The organism is Streptomyces sp. NPDC031479 (genome assembly GCF_055581065.1).
Window position 1 is genome coordinate 221,354 of record NZ_JBVIKC010000003.1, and the last position, 18,002, is coordinate 239,355.

The 18,002-nt window shown below is 73.1% G+C and carries 22 protein-coding genes; 13 read left to right on the forward strand and 9 right to left on the reverse strand.

Annotated elements, in window-relative coordinates:
• Positions 1-347 precede the first annotated feature (347 nt).
• The 3 genes from ACZ5D2_RS05945 (at position 348) to ACZ5D2_RS05955 (ending at position 2,137) form a co-directional block, all read left to right on the forward strand.
• Positions 348-1,310, forward strand: coding sequence for a zinc-binding dehydrogenase (locus ACZ5D2_RS05945; RefSeq protein ID WP_468927457.1), 963 nt, complete (start codon positions 348-350; stop codon positions 1,308-1,310).
• 69 nt (positions 1,311-1,379) lie between these two features.
• Positions 1,380-1,589: a helix-turn-helix domain-containing protein gene (locus tag ACZ5D2_RS05950; protein ID WP_030225748.1), complete on the forward strand. Its 210-nt coding sequence runs from the start codon at positions 1,380-1,382 to the stop codon at positions 1,587-1,589.
• Positions 1,589-2,137, forward strand: a complete 549-nt coding sequence (locus ACZ5D2_RS05955) for a Clp protease N-terminal domain-containing protein (protein WP_371676706.1) — start codon at positions 1,589-1,591, stop codon at positions 2,135-2,137. Before ACZ5D2_RS05950 ends, ACZ5D2_RS05955 begins: the two co-directional genes overlap by 1 nt.
• 7 nt (positions 2,138-2,144) lie before the next feature.
• On the opposite strand, the gene ACZ5D2_RS05960 is transcribed toward ACZ5D2_RS05955, so the two are convergent.
• Both ACZ5D2_RS05960 and ACZ5D2_RS05965 read right to left on the reverse strand, forming a co-directional pair.
• Positions 2,145-3,038: a PadR family transcriptional regulator gene (locus tag ACZ5D2_RS05960; protein ID WP_371676707.1), complete on the reverse strand. Its 894-nt coding sequence runs from the start codon at positions 3,036-3,038 to the stop codon at positions 2,145-2,147.
• Between the two features lies 1 nt (position 3,039).
• Positions 3,040-3,960 carry a DUF4097 family beta strand repeat-containing protein gene (locus tag ACZ5D2_RS05965; RefSeq protein WP_371676708.1) on the reverse strand — a complete coding sequence of 307 codons (921 nt, stop codon included), beginning with the start codon at positions 3,958-3,960 and terminating at the stop codon, positions 3,040-3,042.
• 260 nt (positions 3,961-4,220) lie between these two features.
• On the opposite strand from ACZ5D2_RS05965, the gene ACZ5D2_RS05970 reads away from it, so the two are divergent.
• Positions 4,221-4,346, forward strand: coding sequence for a hypothetical protein (locus ACZ5D2_RS05970; protein ID WP_371676709.1), 126 nt, complete (start codon positions 4,221-4,223; stop codon positions 4,344-4,346).
• Positions 4,347-4,377: 31 nt separating this feature from the next.
• Here the strand turns inward: ACZ5D2_RS05970 and ACZ5D2_RS05975 are convergent, their stop codons facing one another.
• Positions 4,378-5,310, reverse strand: a complete 933-nt coding sequence (locus tag ACZ5D2_RS05975) for a LysR family transcriptional regulator (protein ID WP_371676710.1) — start codon at positions 5,308-5,310, stop codon at positions 4,378-4,380.
• A 214-nt stretch (positions 5,311-5,524) separates the two neighbouring features.
• Between ACZ5D2_RS05975 and snpA the strand changes: the two genes are divergently transcribed.
• Positions 5,525-6,184, forward strand: a complete 660-nt coding sequence (snpA, locus tag ACZ5D2_RS05980; RefSeq protein WP_371676711.1) for a snapalysin — start codon at positions 5,525-5,527, stop codon at positions 6,182-6,184.
• On the opposite strand, the gene ACZ5D2_RS05985 is transcribed toward snpA, so the two are convergent.
• The 4 genes from ACZ5D2_RS05985 to ACZ5D2_RS06000 all read right to left on the reverse strand — a co-directional run bounded on the left by ACZ5D2_RS05985 (position 6,181) and on the right by ACZ5D2_RS06000 (position 9,737).
• Complete coding sequence (locus ACZ5D2_RS05985; RefSeq protein ID WP_266842224.1) at positions 6,181-6,378, reverse strand: hypothetical protein; 198 nt, start codon at positions 6,376-6,378, stop codon at positions 6,181-6,183. The two genes, snpA and ACZ5D2_RS05985, sit on opposite strands and share 4 nt — an antisense overlap.
• A gap of 135 nt (positions 6,379-6,513) precedes the next feature.
• Positions 6,514-7,116 carry a GNAT family N-acetyltransferase gene (locus ACZ5D2_RS05990; RefSeq protein ID WP_371676712.1) on the reverse strand — a complete coding sequence of 201 codons (603 nt, stop codon included), beginning with the start codon at positions 7,114-7,116 and terminating at the stop codon, positions 6,514-6,516.
• Between the two features lie 141 nt (positions 7,117-7,257).
• Entirely contained in the window at positions 7,258-8,331 is a 1,074-nt protein-coding gene (locus ACZ5D2_RS05995; protein ID WP_371676713.1) for a family 2 encapsulin nanocompartment cargo protein polyprenyl transferase, read from the reverse strand.
• A complete protein-coding gene (locus tag ACZ5D2_RS06000) occupies positions 8,331-9,737 on the reverse strand; it encodes a family 2B encapsulin nanocompartment shell protein (RefSeq protein ID WP_371676714.1) in 1,407 nt (468 codons plus the stop codon). The genes ACZ5D2_RS05995 and ACZ5D2_RS06000 overlap by 1 nt, the downstream gene beginning before the upstream one ends.
• 225 nt (positions 9,738-9,962) lie before the next feature.
• On the opposite strand from ACZ5D2_RS06000, the gene ACZ5D2_RS06005 reads away from it, so the two are divergent.
• The 5 genes from ACZ5D2_RS06005 (at position 9,963) to ACZ5D2_RS06025 (ending at position 13,894) form a co-directional block, all read left to right on the forward strand.
• Positions 9,963-10,442 (forward strand): RrF2 family transcriptional regulator, encoded by a 480-nt coding sequence (locus ACZ5D2_RS06005; protein ID WP_468927468.1) that lies wholly within the window; start codon positions 9,963-9,965, stop codon positions 10,440-10,442.
• Between the two features lie 123 nt (positions 10,443-10,565).
• Positions 10,566-11,762 (forward strand): globin domain-containing protein, encoded by a 1,197-nt coding sequence (locus ACZ5D2_RS06010; RefSeq protein ID WP_468927471.1) that lies wholly within the window; start codon positions 10,566-10,568, stop codon positions 11,760-11,762.
• Positions 11,763-11,895: 133 nt separating this feature from the next.
• Positions 11,896-12,486, forward strand: coding sequence for an N-acetylmuramoyl-L-alanine amidase (locus ACZ5D2_RS06015; protein WP_371676717.1), 591 nt, complete (start codon positions 11,896-11,898; stop codon positions 12,484-12,486).
• 46 nt (positions 12,487-12,532) lie between these two features.
• The gene (locus ACZ5D2_RS06020; RefSeq protein ID WP_468927475.1) at positions 12,533-12,985 is read left to right on the forward strand and encodes a GNAT family N-acetyltransferase; all 453 of its coding nucleotides are present in this window, start codon (positions 12,533-12,535) and stop codon (positions 12,983-12,985) included.
• A 15-nt stretch (positions 12,986-13,000) separates the two neighbouring features.
• Complete coding sequence (locus ACZ5D2_RS06025) at positions 13,001-13,894, forward strand: 1-aminocyclopropane-1-carboxylate deaminase/D-cysteine desulfhydrase (protein WP_371676719.1); 894 nt, start codon at positions 13,001-13,003, stop codon at positions 13,892-13,894.
• A 24-nt stretch (positions 13,895-13,918) separates the two neighbouring features.
• Here ACZ5D2_RS06025 and ACZ5D2_RS06030 read toward each other — a convergent pair whose 3' ends face one another.
• Positions 13,919-15,499: a Na+/H+ antiporter gene (locus tag ACZ5D2_RS06030; protein WP_371676720.1), complete on the reverse strand. Its 1,581-nt coding sequence runs from the start codon at positions 15,497-15,499 to the stop codon at positions 13,919-13,921.
• Positions 15,500-15,542: 43 nt separating this feature from the next.
• On the opposite strand from ACZ5D2_RS06030, the gene ACZ5D2_RS06035 reads away from it, so the two are divergent.
• The 3 genes from ACZ5D2_RS06035 (at position 15,543) to ACZ5D2_RS06045 (ending at position 17,441) form a co-directional block, all read left to right on the forward strand.
• Entirely contained in the window at positions 15,543-15,803 is a 261-nt protein-coding gene (locus tag ACZ5D2_RS06035) for a UBP-type zinc finger domain-containing protein (RefSeq protein WP_371676721.1), read from the forward strand.
• Between the two features lie 214 nt (positions 15,804-16,017).
• On the forward strand, positions 16,018-16,431 hold the full coding sequence (locus ACZ5D2_RS06040; protein WP_266842211.1) for an ATP-binding protein: 414 nt from the start codon (positions 16,018-16,020) through the stop codon (positions 16,429-16,431).
• A gap of 11 nt (positions 16,432-16,442) precedes the next feature.
• A complete protein-coding gene (locus ACZ5D2_RS06045) occupies positions 16,443-17,441 on the forward strand; it encodes an RNA polymerase sigma factor SigF (RefSeq protein ID WP_468927588.1) in 999 nt (332 codons plus the stop codon).
• Between the two features lie 25 nt (positions 17,442-17,466).
• On the opposite strand, the gene ACZ5D2_RS06050 is transcribed toward ACZ5D2_RS06045, so the two are convergent.
• Entirely contained in the window at positions 17,467-17,931 is a 465-nt protein-coding gene (locus ACZ5D2_RS06050) for a hypothetical protein (protein ID WP_371676723.1), read from the reverse strand.
• Positions 17,932-18,002: the final 71 nt, after the last annotated feature.

An 18,002-nucleotide genomic window follows, 5' to 3' on the forward strand; every position in this document is an offset into this window, starting at 1 on the left:
GATCCGGCCGGGCCTCTTCGCGTGCGCGTCGTTCCCTCGCAGAACGCACCCTCCCGGCCCCCGAACCGGGAGGGGTCGTTCCGTCTTTTCCTTGCCGGGCGCGCGAGAGAACGCGGGGACGCAAAGTGAGAAGGCGACGAGAATGACAGGCTCATGACGAGCGCGCCGCATGGCTTGAATCCTACCTCGATCCAGACCGCCTCCCGACGTTCCGTTTAGTCCTATCCAGCGGACAAACCGCCTGGTACGGAGGGAACTTGACGGAGGGGACACGTCTTCCGCTCCGGCGTGGCGACACGCTTCGACCCCTGGCCAGACGGGTCTACCGACCGGTAGCCTCTGGCCGCATGTTCGCTGCCTATGCCGCCCGAATCGACCGAGACCAGCCGCTGAACGGCCTTGTGCTGGGTGACCGCCCGGCACCCGAGGCCCGTCCCGGCTGGGTGACCGTGAACGTCCGCGCCGCCTCCCTCAACCACCACGACCTGTGGTCGCTGCGCGGAGTCGGCCTGGACCAGGACAAACTGCCGATGATCCTCGGCTGCGACGCCGCCGGAACCGACCAGGACGGCAACGAGGTCGTCCTGCACTCCGTGATCGGCCAGAGCGGCCACGGCGTCGGCCCCGACGAGCCGCGCTCGATCCTGACCGAGCGGTACCAGGGGACCTTCGCCGAGCAGGTCACCGTGCCCGCCTGGAACGTGCTGCGCAAGCCCGCCGAGCTCTCCTTCGCGGAGGCCGCCTGCATGCCGACGGCCTGGCTGACGGCCTACCGGATGCTCTTCACCAACGCCGGGGTGCGCCCCGGCGACTCCGTCCTCGTCCAGGGCGCGGGCGGAGGGGTCGCCACCGCCGCGATCGTCCTGGGCCGCGCGGCCGGCCTGCGGGTCTTCGCCACCAGTCGCGACGAGGCCAAGCGCAAGCGGGCGGTGGAGCTGGGCGCCCTGGAGGCGTTCGAGCCCGGCGCCCGGCTGCCGCAGCGGGTGGACGCGGTCATCGAGACGGTGGGGGCCGCCACCTGGTCGCACTCGGTCAAGTCCCTGCGGCCGGGCGGGACCCTGGTCATCTCGGGCGCCACCAGCGGCGACCGGCCGGCGCACGCCGAGCTGACCCGGATCTTCTTCCTGGAGCTCAAGGTGGTCGGCTCCACCATGGGCTCGAAGGACGAGCTGGAGGACCTGCTGTCCTTCTGCGCCGCCACCGGCGTGCGGCCCGTCATCGACGAGGTGCTGCCGCTGGACCGGGCGCACAAGGGCTTCGAGAAGCTGGAGGCGGGCGACCTCTTCGGCAAGATCGTCCTCACCACCTGAGCACGCCCGACGGCATCCGTTTGTCAATCTGGGTTGACAGCCCTCCCCTGTCAACCTAGATTGACATGCATGACGGAAGCCACCGACCTCGCAGAACGGGCCGGAGACCAAGACCCCCGCGTGGGCCTGCACGCCGTGGCCGCCCTCCGCAGGCTGCTGGAGCAGCTGGAGGCCGTACAGGTGCGCAGTGCCCGCGCGCAGGGCTGGTCCTGGCAGGAGATCGCGGCCGAGCTGGGCGTCAGCCGGCAGGCCGTACACAAGAAGTACGGGAGGCTGTGATGTTCGAACGCTTCACCCGGGACGCCCGCGCCACCGTGAAGGGCGCGCTGGACGAGGCCCGGCGGTCCGGCGCCGCAGCGGTCACCGAGGAGCACCTGCTGCTCTCCCTGATGGGCCTCGGCGCCCTGGACCCGCTCGGCGTGGACCGGGAGTCCGTACGGGCCCGGCTCGCCGAGTCCCGGCGGCGGGGCGGGATGTCCAAGGCCGACGAGCAGGCCCTCGCAGGGCTCGGCATCGACCTCGGCGAGATCGTCGCCCGCATCGAGGAGACCCACGGCGCGGGCGCCCTCGCGACCCCGCCCCCGCGCCGGCGCCGCGTCCTCCCATCGCTCCGCCGCCGCCCGGAAGCGGGCGACCGCGTCCCCTTCGCCGCGGACGCGAAGAAGGTGCTGGAGCAGTCCCTGCGCATCGCCCTGGGCCGGCACGACGACCACATCGGCACCCTGCACCTGCTGCTGGCCCTGCTGTCCCGGCCGGGTACGGTCTGCGAGGTCCTCGCGGACCACGGGGTCACCTACGCCGCGGCCGAGACGGGCCTGGCGGCCTGACCCTCCCCTACGCGCCCGGCCGCAGCCCGGCCTCGATCCGGGCGGCGGCCGCGGCCAGGTGGGCCCGGGCCTCGGCCAGCTGGGCGGGGGTCACGCCGTGGTCGCGCGCCGCGTCGCGGACGTCGTCGCGGAAGCGGTCCAGCAGCCGGTCCAGGTCCCGTGCCGGGTCGGCGGTGGGCGCGAGGTCCTCGGCCCACCCGGCACCCGAGGGTCCCGGGGCACCGGTCGACCCGGTGGGGGCGGTGCCCGCGGATCCCGTGCCGAGCCAGGCTCCGGCGAGGCTCCCGAAGACCCCGCCGGGCTTGGCGAACTGCTCCTGGAGCTGGGCGGCGATCCGCTGGACCTCCTCGCGGGCCCGCTCCTGGGCCTCCTTGGCCTGGCGGCGGGCCTGCTGGGCCTCCTCACGGGCCCGGCGGCTCTCGTCCTTCGCCCGGCGGGCCTGTTCCTTCCACTCCTGCCTCGCCTTGCGGAGCTCCTCCTTGGCGGCCTTCCAGGACTCGTCGTCGACCTGGGTGGCCGTGGCGGAGGCGGCGGCCCGCATCTCGCGCCGCAGGTCGCCGGCGGCGCCCCGGACGTCGTCGCGGATCTCGGCGGCCAGCTCGGAGACGGAGTCGCGGATCTCCAGCTCCAGGTCGGCCAGTTCACCGCCGCGGTCGGCCAGTTCGGCCCGGCCCGCCTCGGTGATGGAGTACACCTTGCGCCCGCCTTCGGTCGCGTACGTGACGAGTCCCTCCGCCTCCAGCTTCGCCAGCCGCGGGTAGACGGTGCCCGCGGAGGGGGCGTACAGGCCCTGGAAGCGCTCCTCCAGCAGGCGGATCACCTCGTACCCGTGGCGGGGCGCCTCGTCCAGGAGCTTGAGCAGGTAGAGGCGGAGTCGGCCGTGGGCGAAGACGGGCGGCATCTCAGAGCACCTTCTTGTCGAGCTGGAGGGGGGTGTCCGCGTCGGCCTGCGGGCGGCGCAGCAGGGCGATGGCCCCGGAGACGGTCGTCGCCCGCAGGGTGCCGGCACCCGTGCCGAGCGTGCCGGTGATCCGCTTGGCGCCGAGCTGCCCGGAGACCCGCAGGTCCTCGAAGGCATTGGAGACCCCGCCGGTGGCGGTGTTGGCCTCGACCTTGGCGTCGGCGGGGTGCGGCAGGCGGATCGCCACCTCGCCGGAGACGGAGTTGAGGAAGATGTCCACCGGCTTGGGGGCGGCCGGGTCGGGCGCGAGGTCGATGAGCATGTCGCCGCTGACCGAGTCGGCCCGTACGTTGCCGCCGAAGCCGTCGACCACCGTCAGGCCGCCGGAGACGGAGTGGAAGCCGAGCTCGCCGGTCAGGGACTGGGCCTCGACGCTGCCGGAGACGGTGTGCGCCTTGACCCGGCCGGACAGCCCGACGAGGGTCGCGTCGCCGGAGACCCCGTTGACCTCGGTGCCGCCCGCGATGCCGGAGACGAAGACGGTGGCGCTGACGGTGGCCAGCTGCACGTGGGTGCCGGCCGGCAGGGTCAGCGTCACGGTCACACTGCGCTCCCAGGCCTTGCGGCCGTCCTCGGAGGCGCCCTTCCAGGCCTTCCACGGCTTGCCCTCGAACCACTTCTTGAAGCCCTGGGAGCCGTTCCAGGGGAGGTCCTCGTAGGACAGGGTGAGGGTGCCGTCCTCCTGGACCACGTGCAGGGGCGGCCCGTCGACCTCGGCGACCTCCAGGCGCGCCGGCCCCGCGTCGGCGGCGGCCACCACGTTGACCGTGCCGCCGACCACACGGACGCGCAGGTCGGTCACCGGCTGCTCGAAGGTGAGCTTCTGCGGTGCGGCGACGGACCACGTCATCTGCTCTGCCATGGTGCTGCTCCTCCTCGTGGGCTACGCACGCAACATATCGCGTCTTCTGTAGAACACGATATATCGCGGCAGGGTGAAGTCAAGCACCTGCGCGACATCCCGGCCGGGCCGGTGACCGGCGCGGCTGCGGCGCTGCCGGCGCCGTACGCGCACGGGGGCGACCACGCCGTCAGCGTGCCGTGCCCGGTCGCGGGGCTCTCCGCCGCCATCCGGGCGGCCGGCGCGTCGGCGGGTGCGGACGCGCTCCGGCCGGCTCCCGGGTGCGCGTACCGGCTGACGGAGCCGGACGCGGGGAACCCCGCAACGGGCTGCCCGGGATCACCGCCGGCACCCTGAGGGCGGCCCACGTCGAGGTCACCCGCAACGCCGCGGGCGGCACCGGCTGAGACCCCGCCCGGCCGGGGCGGGGCCGGGGGTTCAGGCCGCCAGGAGGGGGCTCGCGTGGTGGCGCAGCCAGGCCCGGTACGGCGGCGTGCGCAACGCCGCCTCGCGATAGGCCGCGCGGAGGTCCTCGTAGACCTCCGCGTGCGCCCCCGGCCGCGTGGCGAGGAGCAGGCGGACCGCGAGCGGGTCCCCCGACAGGGGCCGGATGGCCATGTCGTCCCGGGGCCCCGACGTCGGCTGGCAGGGCGCGACCGCCTCGCCGGAGACGATCAGCGAGGTGGCGGTGTGGTAGTCGGCGTGCAGCACGGGCGGATCGAGGCCCGCCCCGGCGAAGACCCGGCGCAGTCCGTCCCATTCGCCGTCGACGGAAGGGTCGACGGTCCAGCGGTCGCGGGCCAGGTCCTGTAACTCCACCACCGACGACCGCGCGGCGGGGTGGTCCCGCGCCATGGACACGAACTGCGGCTCGCGCTCCATCAGCACGTGCAGCTGGAGCCCCTCCGGCACCCGCAGGGGGCAGCCCTCGACCTCGTGGACGAAGGCCACGTCCAGCTGCCCGGCGGCCACCATCCGCAGCAGCGCGTTGGCCGAGACGTCGACGACCAGCGAGGTCTCCGTGTCGGGCGCGCGCCGGTGCAGCCGCCGCAGCCACCCCGGCAGGGCGCGGCTCGCGGTCGAGCCGAGCCTCAGCCGGGGTCCGTGCGCCGCCGCGCGGGCCTCGGCGACCAGCGCGGCCATCTCCGCGAGCAGGGGCCGGGCCCGGCCGAGCACCGTGCGCCCGAACGGCGTCGGCCGGCAGCCGGTGCGCTCCCGCAGGAACAGCTCGCCGTCCAGGGCCCGTTCGATCCGGCGCAGCTGGGTCGTCAGCGAGGGCTGGCTCACGCCGAGCTGCCGCGCCGCCTTGTGCAGGCTGCCGGCGTCGGCGATGGCGCACAGCGCCCTCAGGTGCCTGACCTCAAGCTCCATGTCCCGAGGGTAGGGGGCGGCCGACGGACCGCACCAGCCACCTATAGCCCCCCGAATCCCGCCATTCTCACGCCAGTTGCCCTGTCGAAATCTTCCCGATAGGCCGGCGCTATCGGGTGCTGACATCATCCCCGAGCCCCTTCGGCTCCCGCAGACTCCGGTACCGGACGACCCATCCACCCCCCACCGCACCGGCTGAGTAGGAGCCCCCCACATGCGCCACTCCCGCAGGATCACGCTGTCCGCGACCATCGGCCTCGGCATCGCCGCGGCCCTCGGCGGCGTGGTCCCCACGGCCACGGCGGCGAACGCCCCGGCCGGCAACCCGGCCAGCTACGCCGCGTACGAGCGTTCCGAGGAGAACCAGGCCGCCAACAGCGCCTTCTTCGAGGCCGTGAAGCGCTCGGTCGCCGAGCAGCGCGCCGCCAACCCCGGCCTGATGGCCGTCACCGTCACCTACAACACCCGCAACGCGCCGAGCTTCCGCAGCGTGATCGCCCGTTCCACCCAGATATGGAACAGCTCGGTGTCCAACGTGAAGCTCCAGGAGGTGTCCTCCGGCGGGAACTTCTCGTACTACGAGGGCAACGACTCCCGCGGTTCGTACGCGAGCACCGACGGGCACGGACGGGGTTACATCTTCCTCGACTACGCCCAGAACCAGCAGTACAACTCCACCCGCGTGACGGCGCACGAGACCGGTCACGTGCTGGGCCTGCCGGACCACTACTCGGGGCCGTGCAGCGAACTGATGTCGGGCGGCGGTCCGGGCACCTCGTGCACGAACCCCAACCCGAACAGCGCCGAGCGCTCGCGCGTGAACCAGCTGTGGGCCAACGGCCTGGTCGCCTCGGGCATGGACACCAAGGGCTAGCCGCCGGCGGCGTACCGCGTGCAGTCCGGGTTCCGGCAGGGACCCGGGCTCCACTCCGGCACGAAGATACCGAGGGACTTGCGTCGTCTCAGCAGGGTGTCGACGGCGCGCCCGCAGGCCTGGCACGTCAGCTGCTCGTGCCCGGCCCGCGGGGCCACCGTCCCGCGCACCCGCTGTTGCTGTTCACCGGCCATACCTCCACGGTAGGCCGGTTCCGCGCGGGCGGCGCGCTTCAGCGCTTGACGTCGTACGAGGTGATGATCCGGCCGCCGCCGAGGACGGTGCGGCCGGGCCCGGCCGGCGGAGGCGATCGTCTCGGGGTCCCCGCCTCAGCCCAGCGGTTTGCGCCACATCGGCCACATCGGCGGCCCGTCCGGCAGCCGCACCGCCTCGCCCGTGAACTCCCAGCCGAGCCGCTCGTAGAGCGCACGGCTGCGCTCGCTGCTCGCCTCCAGGTACGCGGGGACGCCCTCACGGTCGCAGCGCTCCAGGACCGGCCTGATCAGCTCCGTGCCCAGCCCCTCGCCCTGCCGCCCCGGCGCCACCGCGATCATCAGCAGGTACTCGTGCTCCTCCGTCGTGGGGTGCACCGCGCCCGTGAGCCGGCCCACCAGCTCGCAGCGCTCGTTGCCGGGATCGGCGACCGCCCGCATCTTCGCCGGGACCTCGTCCTCGACGGGCTCCGCCTCCGGGTCGTCCGCAGGGACCCGCAGCCACAGCGCCGCCGCCGAGCCGTCCGCCGCGTAGTCGATCCGGCCCTCCGCGAGCGCCACGTCCACGAAGACGCCGAGGAAGCGGCCGTGCACGGCGGCCCGGTGCTCCGGATCGGGGAAGACCCAGCAGCTCACCGGGTCGCTGCGGAAGGCCTCGTCCAGCAGCCGCGCCACCGCGTCCCGGTCCGACTGGTCCGCCTGGCGTATCTCCAGCACCACAGGTCACACCCTCCACTCAGGTCCACTCAGGTCTCAACAACACTGAGTGATCCTAGAGTTGGGCCACCTGCGCGGGAAGGCGCGTTCCGGCGCCTTCCCGGTGCCGGAACGCGCCTTCCCCGTACCCCCCTCCCCCCGCGGTCACCTCGTACGGCGCGTCACGAACTCCGCCAGCGCCAGCAGCCCGCCCGCCGCCGCGAGGTCCGGGACGGCCCGGGACAGTTCCTGCACCGCCCGGCCCATCCGGTCGGCGGCATGGGCCTGCGCCCAGTCCCGCCCGCCGGCCCGCTCCACCGCGCGGGCCGCGGCGCGCACGTCGTCCCCGGCCATCGGGCCCGCGTACAGATCGGCCAGCTCCGCCCCGGCCCGGGTGCCCGAGGTGAGGGCGGCCACGACCGGGAGGGACTTCTTGCGGGCGAGCAGATCGGCCCCGGCGGGCTTCCCGGTGTGCCCCGGATCCCCCCAGATGCCGATCAGGTCGTCGATCAGCTGGAAGGCCAGCCCGGCCTCCCGGCCGAAGGCGTCCATCGCCTCGACCTCCTCCGGCCCGGCCCCCGCGTAGAGCGCGCCCAGGGCGCACGCGCAGCCCAGCAGGGCCCCGGTCTTCGCCGTCGCCATGGTCAGGCACTCGTCGAGCGCGACGTCCGGGCGGCGTTCGAAGGCGCAGTCCGCCTGCTGTCCGGCGCACAGCTCGATGACGCAGGCCGCGAGCCGGGCGGAGGCGGCCGCCGCGGCCGGGTGCGGATCCTCGGCGAACAGCCGCAGCGCGAGCGCCATCACGGCGTCGCCCGTGATGATCGCGTCCGGTATACCGAAGACGGTCCAGGCCGTGGGACGCCCGCGCCGGCGGACGTCCTTGTCGATGACGTCGTCGTGCAGCAGCGTGAAGTTGTGCGCCAGCTCCACGGCCACCGCCGCCCGTACGACCCCCCGCCCGGCGGGATCACCGGGCTCACCGGGCCCTGCGGCGAGCGGGCCGCCCAGGGCCTGCGCGGAGGCGAGGACGAGCGCGGGCCGGATGGCCTTGCCCGCACCGCCGTCCGCCGGGCGGCCCTCCTCGTCCTCCCAGCCGAAGTGGTACATCGCCACCCGCCGCATGGACCCGGGCAGGCTCTCGACGGTCCTGCGCAGTTCCGGGTTGACCGTTTCTCTCGTACGCTCCAGCAGGGCCGCCGCCTCCTGCCCCTCGCCCGCGGCGAGGGCGTTCGCGGTCATCAGCGCCAGCGGCCGATCTCGACGTTCTCCAGCACGCCGAGCGCGTCCGGCACCAGCACGGCTGCGGAGAAGTAGGCGGTGACCAGGTAGGAGATGATCGCCTGCTCGCTGATGCCCATGAAGCGCACCGACAGGCTGGGCTCGATCTCGTCCGGGATCCCGGGCTGGTGCAGGCCGATCACGCCCTGCTCGTCCTCGCCCGTGCGCATGCACAGGATGGACGTCGTACGGGCGTCACTGACCGGGATCTTGTTGGACGGGAAGATCGGTACCCCGCGCCAGGCCGGCACCCGGTGGCCGCCGACGTCCACCGATTCCGGGTAGAGGCCGCGCTTGTTGCACTCGCGGCCGAAGGCGGCGATGGCCTTGGGGTGCGCGAGGAACATCTTGGAGCCGCGCCGCATCGCGAGGAGGGCGTCGAAGTCGTCGGGGGTGGGCGCGCCCTCGTGGGGCTGGATGCGCTGGTCGTAGTCGGCGTTGTGGAGCAGGCCGAAGTCGCGGTTGTTGAGCATCTCGTGCTCCTGGCGCTCGCGCAGCGCCTCGACCGTGAGCCGCAACTGCTGCTCGGTCTGGTTCATCGGCTGGTTGTACAGGTCGGCGACGCGGGTGTGGACGCGCAGGACCGTTTGTGCAATGGAGAGTTCGTACTCGCGCGGGCGGGCCTCGTAGTCGACGAAGGTGCCGGGCAGGACGGCTTCGCCGCGGTGGCCCGCGGAGAGGTCGATCGCGGCCTCGCCGTACGTGTTGGTGCGCTGGGCGGGCGCGGACCGCGCCCGGTCCACGTGCGCGCGCAGCGAGTCGACCCGGTCGGCGAGGAGCTGGAAGTCCTGGCGGGAGAGGACGAGGGCGGTGCCGGAGGTGGCGGCGCGGGCGGTGTACTCCCAGATCGCCTCCTCGTCCGTGAGGGCCCCCTCGCCGAAGTAGGCGCCGTCGGCGACGGTACGCAGGACCGCGTCCTCGCCGTAGGGGCCGGGGCCGATCTGGTCGATGCGGCCGTGGGCGAGCAGGAAGACCCGGTCGGAGGGGCTGCCGAAGGAGGTGAGCTCCTGACCGGCTTCGAAGTCGACCTGGCGGCAGCGGGCGGCGAGTTCGGTGAGGACCTCTTCGTCGTCGTAGTCGCGCAGCAGCGGGAGTTCGCCGAGCTCGGCGGGGATGACCTGGACCTGGGTGCCGGTCTTGATGAACTCCACGATGCCGTTGCCGACGGAGTAGCTCAGGCGGCGGTTGACGCGGTAGGCGCCGCCCTGCACCGAGACCCACGGGAGCATCTTCAGGAGCCACCGCGAGGTGATCTCCTGCATCTGCGGCGCGGACTTGGTCGTGGTGGCCAAGTTCCGCGCGGCCGAGGTGCCGAGACTGCGCTGCGGTGTCTGGGGTTCGGTTTCGGAACCCGCCTGGACCGACATGTCTTTCCCTTTCGATCACTCCATGGATCTGCGGGACGGAACACTTCCAGCACGCAACGTGGTGAGACCATTACACAAAAGGGTGGGACTACTCCGTGTGGGTCTGGGCATCCTCCCGGGTTGAACGTCTTCACAGGACCCCCTCCGCACCCCACCGGTTCCGGCCACTTCTCGCGCCCCGCTCCATAAGTTGTATCTGCGATGCAAGTTTTCTAACCTGGGGTCATGCGGCTGACGCGATTCACCGACCTGGCGCTGCGCGTCCTGATGCGCCTGGCCGTCGAGAACGGGGAACTCCCCACCACCCGGGAGGTGGCGGCGACCATGGAGGTCCCGTACACCCACACGGCCAAGGTGGTCGCCCGCCTGCAGCACCTCGGGCTGGTCGAGGCGCGGCGCGGCCGCGGCGGCGGGCTCGCGCTCACCCCCGCCGGACGCACCGCGTCGGTCGGCGGCCTGGTGCGGGACCTGGAGGGGGAGGGTGACGTCGTGGACTGCGACGGCACGGTTCCGTGCCCGTTGCGCGGGGCGTGCGTCCTGCGCGGCGCGCTGCGCCGGGCCCAGGAGGCCTTCTTCGCCACCCTGGACCCGCTCACGGTGGACGCACTGGTGGCGGCCCCGACGGGGCCGCTGTTGCTGGGGATCTCCGGCGGCGGCCGGAGCCGGGACGAAGGTCCCGCCACCGAGGGCCGAGTGGCCGATTAGCTGCGCCGCACCGCCCGCCCAGCCTGGACCCGAGGGGCCTCCCGAACGAACGTCCGCATCGCGGGAGCGCCCTTCGCTGGGCTTGAATATGAATCTGAAATACCAATTCACGAGGAGCTCCGCATGCTGTCCGAGAAGTCGACCGCGACCGTACGCGCCACCCTGCCCGCCGTCGGAGCCGCCATCGGCGAGATAGCGGAGCTGTTCTACGAGAAGCTGTTCGCCGCCCACCCGGCCCTGATCCGGGACCTGTTCAACCGCGGCAACCAGAACGCCGGACTCCAGAAGCAGGCCCTCGCCGGTTCCGTCGCGGCGTTCGCGACCCACCTCCTGGCGCACCCGGACACCCGCCCCGACGTGATGCTGAACCGCATCGCGCACAAGCACGCCTCCCTCGGCGTCACCCGCGAGCAGTACCCCGTCGTCCACCGGCACCTCTTCGAGGCCATCGCCGAGGTCCTCGGCGACGCCGTCACCCCCGAGGTCGCCGAGGCCTGGGACGAGGTCTACTGGCTGATGGCGAACGCCCTCATCGCCATCGAGGAACGCCTCCACGCCGAGCAGCAGGTCACCGCCGGCGACGTCTGGCGGGAGTGGACCGTGGCCGGCCGGGTCGAGGAGACGGCGGACTGCACCACCTTCCGCCTCGCCCCCGCCGACGGCGCGCCCGCCCCCTCCTTCCGGCCCGGCCAGTACGTCTCCGTCCAGGTCGAACTCCCCGACGGCGCCCACCAGATCCGCCAGTACAGCCTCTCCGGCGCCCCCGGCTCCCCGGTCCGCTCGATCACCGTCAAGCGCGTCCACGGCCCGGCCGCCGGCGGCCCCGACGGCGAGGTCTCGAACCACCTGCACTCCCGGGTCCGCACCGGCGACACCCTGCGCGTCTCGGCCCCGTACGGCGACCTGGTCCTGCGGGACTCCGCCGCACCGGTGCTGCTGGCCTCGGCCGGCATCGGCTGCACCCCGATGCTGTCGATGCTGGAACACCTCGCCGACACCGGGCACGCCGCCCCCGTCACCGTCCTGCACGCCGACCGCTCCCCGGCCGACCACGCGCTCCGCTCCGACCACCGCTCCCTGACCCACAAGCTCCCCGACGCCTCGGCCCGCTTCTGGTACGAGGCCGACGCCGAACCGGGCGACTCCACCGGGCTGGTGGACCTGGAGTCCGTACCGGTCGCCCCCGGCACCCAGGCGTACCTGTGCGGTCCGCTCCCCTTCATGCGGTCGGTGCGCGCGCAGCTGATCGCGAAGGGGGTCCCCGCCTCGGACATCCACTACGAGGTCTTCGGCCCGGACCTCTGGCTCGCCTCGGCCTGACGCCCGCCTGTCCGGATCGGATCGCACACCGTACGAATGCCCTAGCGGCGGAACAGCCGCCTCCACTACACCGGTACGTGATGAGACGAACACACACGGTGTCCGTCGCGCACCGCCACACAAGGAGGCGGCCATGTCCGTACCCATGTCCGCGGACCGGTTCCTCGGCGCCCTGCGCGCCGAGGGCCTCACCGTCGTCCAGGTCGGCGCCTGGCGCACCCACAACCGCAACCACAAGGGCCCCTGGGGGCCCGTCAACGGGGTGATGATCCACCACACCGTCACCCGGGGCACCGCCTACAGCGTGGAACTCTGCCGCGACGGGGACTCCGACCTGCCCGGCCCGCTCTGCCACGGGGTCATCGGCAAGGACGGCCGCGTCCACCTGGTCGGCTACGGCCGCGCCAACCACGCCGGAGCCGGCGACTCCGACGTCCTGGCGGCCGTGATCGCCGAACGGCGGCTCCCCCCGGACCGCCAGGCCGACACCGACGGCAACCGCCACTTCTACGGCTTCGAGTGCGTGAACCTCGGCGACGGCGAGGACCCCTGGCCGGCCGTCCAGCTCGACGCCGTCGCCCGCGCGGCGGCCGCCGTCTGCCGGGTCCACGGCTGGGGTTCCCGCTCCGTACTGGGCCACCTCGAATGGCAGCCCGGGAAGATCGACCCCAAGGGGTTCACCATGGACTCGATGCGCGCCCGCGTGGCCGAACGCCTCAAGTGATCAAAACCGGTTGACCCCCCGGCCGCCGCCGGGATCCCCTGCACCCATGCCAACCGATCTCCGCATCGTCCCCGTGGCGGCCGACGACGAACAGGCCGTCCGCCACTGGCACGACGTCCACAACCTGATCATCCCTCCGGACGCCCTCACCCTCGCCGAGGTCCGCGAACGCGCCGTGCGCAACCGCCTGGACGTCGCCTACACCGGCGACACGCTGGTCGGCTGCGGCACCCTGCGCCCGCCCACGCCCGACAACGACGGCACCGCCACCGTGATCGCCCGGATCCTCCCCGCCCACCGCCGCCGGGGCCTGGGCACCGCCTTCTACACCCACGTCCTGGAGCGGGCCCGAGCCCTCTCCCCGGCCGCCGTGGAGACGATCGTCCTGGAGTCCAACCAGGACGGCCTGCGCTTCGCCCTCGCCCGGGGCTTCACCGAGACCGAGCGCTACCTCATGCCCGGAGACTCCGTCCCCTACCTCACCCTCCGCCTGTCCTGACCCGACAATGGACGGGTGACCCACCCCGAGCTGCTCCCCCGCCCGCCGTCCCCGCTGGTCGAGGCCGCCGACGACCGCTTCGCCGCGCACGGGGTCCGGCTCCTCCTCAAGCGGGACGACCTCGTCCACCCCGAGCTGCCCGGCAACAAGTGGCGCAAGCTCGCGCCCAACCTCCGGGCGGCCCTGGAGGCCGGGCACGACCGGCTCGTCACCTTCGGCGGGGCCTACTCCAACCACCTGCGGGCCACCGCCGCGGCCGGCCGGCTGCTCGGGCTGGGGACCGTCGGCGTCGTCCGCGGGGACGAGCTCGCCGGGCGGCCGCTGAACGACTCCCTCGCCCGCTGCGCGGCGGACGGCATGCGGCTGCACTTCACGACCCGCTCCGACTACCGCCGCAAGGCCGAACCGGAGACCCTGGGGCGGCTGCTGGAGTCGGCCGGGGCCGCGGGCGCGTACGTGGTCCCCGAGGGCGGCAGCAACGCGCTCGCCCTGCGGGGGTGCGCCGAACTGGGCCGTGAGCTGCGCGGCGCCTGCGACGTCGTGGCGGTGGCCTGCGGCACGGGCGGCACCCTGGCCGGACTGGCCGCAGGCCTGGACCCGGGCCAGCGTGCCCTGGGCGTGCCCGTCCTGGCGGGGGGCTTCCTGGCTCCGGAGATACGTTCCCTCCAGCACGGGGCCTTCGGTGGCCCGGCCGGCGACTGGACCCTGGCCGAGGGCTTCGACCACGGCGGCTACGCCCGGGTCCCCGCGCCGCTCGACGAGTTCGCCGCCGACTTCGAGTCCCGCCACGGGTTCCCGGTGGAGCGGATCTACGTGGCCAAGCTCCTCTGGGCCCTCACGGCCCTGACCCGTGCGGGCACCTTCCCCCGCGGCACCACGCTCACCGCCGTCGTCACCGGCCGTCCGTAGCCCGCGCCCCGCCGGGGCGCGGGGTCACGTCTCCTCCCGGTAGGCCGCCGCCTCCTCCAGGTCCAGCCTGCGCAGCAGCCCGCGCAGCATCTCGTCGTCGATCCGGCGCCCGTCCCGCAGGGACACGAACACCTCCCGCTCGGCCGCGATCATCTCCCGCGCGAGCCGCCGGTAGACGTCGTCCGCGGACTCCCCCGTGAGCGGGTTGACCTCGCCCAGCCGCTCCCACACCGCGTTGCGCCGCCGCTCCAGCACCGTCCGCAGCCGGTCCACCAGCGGCGGCGGCAGGCTGTTGTTCGCCGGGGACTCCAGCAGCTCCACCAGCCGTTCCTCCGCCGCCCGCGAGGCCTCGCTCTGCGCCTGCGCCTCCGCGAGGGTCTCCGCCTGCCGGTCCTTCGGCGGCAGCTTCAGCATCCGGATCAGCGGGGGCAGGGTCAGCCCCTGCACCACCAGGGTCCCGATGACCGTCGTGAAGGTGAGGAAGAGGATCAGGTTCCGGTGCGGCACGCCCATCGGCACCGAGAAGGCGATCGCGAGCGACACCACCCCCCGCATCCCGGCCCACCCCACGATCACCGGCGCCTTCCAGTCGGTGTCCGGCTCGCGCAGCCGGATCCGCTCCGACACCCACCGCGGCACGAAGGTCGCCGGGAACACCCACAGGTAGCGCGCGACCACCACCGCCAGGAACACCACCAGCGCGTACCCGAAGGCGGCCGCGCCCTCGTACTCGCCGAGCCCCTTGAGGACCACCGGCAGCTGGAGCCCGATCAACGCGAAGACCACCGACTCCAGCACGAAGGCGACGACCTTCCACACCGCCTCCTCCTGGAGCCGGGTCGCGAAGTCGACCTGCCAGTTGCGGTGGCCCAGGTACAGCGCGACCACCACCACCGCCAGCACGCCCGAGGCGTGCACCCGTTCGGCGGCCGCGTACGCCACGAAGGGGATCAGCAGCGACAGGGTGTTCTGCAGCAGCGGCTCCTTCAGCCGGGTGCGCAGCTGGTGGATCGGCACCATCAGCAGCAGGCCGACGCCGACCCCGCCCACCGACGCCAGCAGGAACTCCGCGACCCCTCCGGCCCAGCCCGCGCCGACCCCGACCGCCGCCGCCAGCGCCACCTTGTAGGCGGTGATGGCGGTGGCGTCGTTGACCAGGGACTCACCCTGCAGGATGGTCGTGATCCGGTTCGGCAGCCCGAGCCTGCGGGCGATCGCCGTCGCCGCGACCGCGTCCGGCGGTGCGATCACCGCGCCCAGCACCAGCGCCACCGGTGGCGTCAGCCCCGGCACCACCATGTACGTCACCCAGCCGACCGCGAGCGTCGCGAAGAGCACGTACCCCACCGACAGCAGCGCGATCGGCCGCGCGTTGGCCCTCAGGTCCAGGTACGAGCTGTCCACCGCGGCCGTGTGCAGGAGCGGCGGGAGCAGCAGCGGCAGCACGATGTGCGGATCGAGCGTGTACGCGGGCAGTCCCGGAACGTACGCGGCGACCAGGCCGACGGCGACCAGCAGCAGCGGCGCGGGCACCGGCGTCCTCCGCGCCAGTCCCGCGACGGCGGCGCTCCCCGCCACCAGCGCCACCAGCGGCAATACCTCCATGCGTTCCATCCCCACTCGTCGCCCCACCCGTACGCTGGCCATCATGAGCGAGTGCACCCATGTTGCCGAACTGCCGCGCCCCGAGCCCGTCCCGCATGCGCCGACCTGCCCCGAATGTGAGGTGCTCGGGAGCCATCCCGTGCAGCTGCGGATGTGCCTGGCGTGCGGGCACGTGGGGTGCTGCGATTCCTCCCCGTACCGGCACGCCACCGCGCACCACAAGGAGACCGGTCATCCCGTCATGCGGAGCTTCGAGCCGGGCGAGAGCTGGCGGTGGTGTTTTGTCGACGGTTCGATCGTCTGAAGCGGGGTAGGTCAACCCTCCGCCGGTTCCCCTTATTTGGGCCCGCAGACCCCTAGCCACTGTGCGTACCCGTGGGCTTACCATCAGTCACCGGACAGGAGCGGGGTCGGCCCAGGCGTTCCAAAACGGGCGCCATGAGGGGTGCCGCGACACGATCGCCCGGATCGCGGTAGCGTCACCGGCGAACAGAGCTCGTACCACCTTGGAGGTGAGGGTGTCCCAGATCGCAGGCGAGCCCGGGACCCAGGACTTCGTGGAAGTCCGGCTGCCGGCTGCGGGTGCCTACCTGTCGGTGCTGCGAACGGCCACGGCCGGTCTCGCGGCACGTTTGGACTTCACCCTCGACGAGATCGAGGACCTCCGCATCGCCGTGGACGAGGCCTGCGCGATCCTGCTCCAGCAGGCCGTGCCCGGCTCCGTCCTCAGCTGCGTCTTCCGGCTGATCGACGATTCGCTGGAAGTGACCGTCTCGGCGCCGACCACCGACGGGCGCGCACCGGAGCGCGACACGTTCGCGTGGACGGTCCTGTCGGCGCTGGCCGGCAAGGTCGAGGCCACGGTCGAGGAGAACCGGACAGTGAGCATCAGCCTCTACAAACAGCGCGGCGCGGGGCCAGGCCCGGTGTGAGCGGCGGGGAGATCCCGGTGCGGGGCGGGGATCGGCCCCGGGTACGGCACGAGGTCGACGGGGGCATCCCCGAACAGCAGCACGCCCGGCCGCACCCGGCTGACGCGGATGCGGAAGACGGCTTTTTGGACTCGGCGGAGCGACGGGCGGGCCCTATGAGCGAGAACCAGAACGAGGAACCACAACCATCACGGCCACCGGCGGCCGCCGCCGCGGCCCCGGCCGCCCCGGGCGCGTCCCCCGCGCTGCCGGATCCGCGGGACCGCAGCGGTGCGCGGGCCCTGTTCTTCGAGCTGCGCGAGCTGCCCGAGGGCTCACCGGAGCGGGCGGAGCTGCGCAACCGGCTGGTGCGGATGCACCTGCCGCTGGTGGAGCACCTGGCGCGGCGGTTCCGCAACCGCGGCGAGCCGCTGGACGACCTGACCCAGGTCGCCACCATCGGCCTGATCAAATCGGTGGACCGGTTCGACCCGGACCGGGGGGTCGAGTTCTCGACGTACGCCACGCCCACCGTGGTCGGCGAGATCAAGCGGCACTTCCGCGACAAGGGCTGGGCGGTACGGGTGCCCCGGCGTCTGCAGGAGCTGCGGCTCTCGCTGACCACGGCCACGGCGGAACTGTCCCAGCAGCACGGCCGCTCCCCCACCGTGCACGAACTGGCGGAGCGGCTGGGCATCTCCGAGGAGGAGGTGCTGGAGGGGCTGGAATCGGCCAATGCCTACAGCACGCTCTCCCTGGACGTGCCGGACACCGACGACGAGTCGCCGGCGGTCGCGGACACGCTGGGCTCGGAGGACGAGGCGCTGGAGGGCGTCGAGTACCGCGAGTCCCTCAAGCCGCTGCTGGAGGGGCTTCCGCCGCGGGAGAAGCGGATCCTGCTGCTGCGGTTCTTCGGCAACATGACCCAGTCGCAGATCGCGCAGGAGGTCGGCATCTCCCAGATGCACGTCTCCCGGCTGCTGGCCCGCACCCTGGCCCAGCTCCGCGAGAAGCTCCTGGTCGAGGAGTAGCCGGGGAACGGCGCTCGGGAGGGACTTATCGGGCCTGGTCTCCGGGCCCGATTCCGAGCGCCCGGGTCGCCGTCGGGTTCACGAGGAGGACCACGACGGCCACCGCGGCCAGGGCCAGGGCGACGGCGGCGATCCGCATCGCGCCGCCCGTGTTCCACAGGGTCCAGGCCACCGGCATCGCCATCAGCTGGGTGATCAGCGCCGGGCCGCGGCTCCAGCGGCGGCCCAGGTGCAGCCCGCGCGCCGCGATCAGCGGCAGGGCGGCCAGCCCGAGCAGGGTGATCCCCCCGGTCTCGGCCTGCTGCGCGGAATCGGGGTGGCCCGCGATGCCGACGTACAGCATGTAGAGGCCGAGTCCGGCCAGGGCCAGACCCTCCAGCGCGGTGAGCACCGCGGCGCCGGTCAGCCGGCCGGGCAGGGCCGCGGGCTCCGCTCCGGCGGCGGCGACGGCGGGGGCGGCGGGGGTGTGGGAGGTCGGCTTTTTGCTCACCCCAGCAGGGTAGCCGCGGCCCGCGGGGCGCTGACGGTACGGTCGGTAGGGGTCGCATATGACGGGGTGGG